The 473-nt window shown below is 56.7% G+C and carries 1 protein-coding gene; it reads left to right on the forward strand.

Translation table 11 applies throughout. The features are described from left to right. Window positions 1-77 precede the first annotated feature (77 nt). Window positions 78-473, forward strand: a 396-nt coding sequence (locus K5E40_RS34435) for a transposase (protein ID WP_221734436.1), incomplete at its 3' end; no start/stop codon positions are given.

The following is a 473-nucleotide window of genomic DNA, read 5'->3' on the forward strand; positions in this document are numbered from 1 at the left end:
GATCAAGTCAGCACAGACCGTCTGACCTGTGCTGAAATAGCCCTTCGTCCAACTTCCCTCTACAAGCCCGCCATCCCATGAGTCAGATGAGCTTCTCCGATTTCGAGTACGCCGGTAAGCGCAAGCAAACCCGTCGCGAGCGTTTCCTGGCCGAGATGGAGCAGGTGGTGCCGTGGAGCGGGTTGGTGGCATTGATCGAGCCGCATTACCCAAAGGCTGGCGGTGGCCGTAAGCCGTATCCATTGGAAACCATGTTGCGCATTCACCTGCTGCAGAACTGGTTCTCGTTGAGCGACCCAGCAATGGAAGAGACGCTGTACGAGATCACTTCGATGCGCCTGTTTACTCGCCTGACGCTCAGCGCTCCGATCCCCGAAGACACGACGATCATGAATTTCCGGCACCTGTTGGAGAAGCACCAACTGGCGTCGGGCATCCTAGAAACCATCAACAATTACCTGCGAGACAAGGGC

Source organism: Pseudomonas baetica, from assembly GCF_019733355.1.
Taxonomy (GTDB): domain Bacteria; phylum Pseudomonadota; class Gammaproteobacteria; order Pseudomonadales; family Pseudomonadaceae; genus Aquipseudomonas; species Aquipseudomonas baetica_A.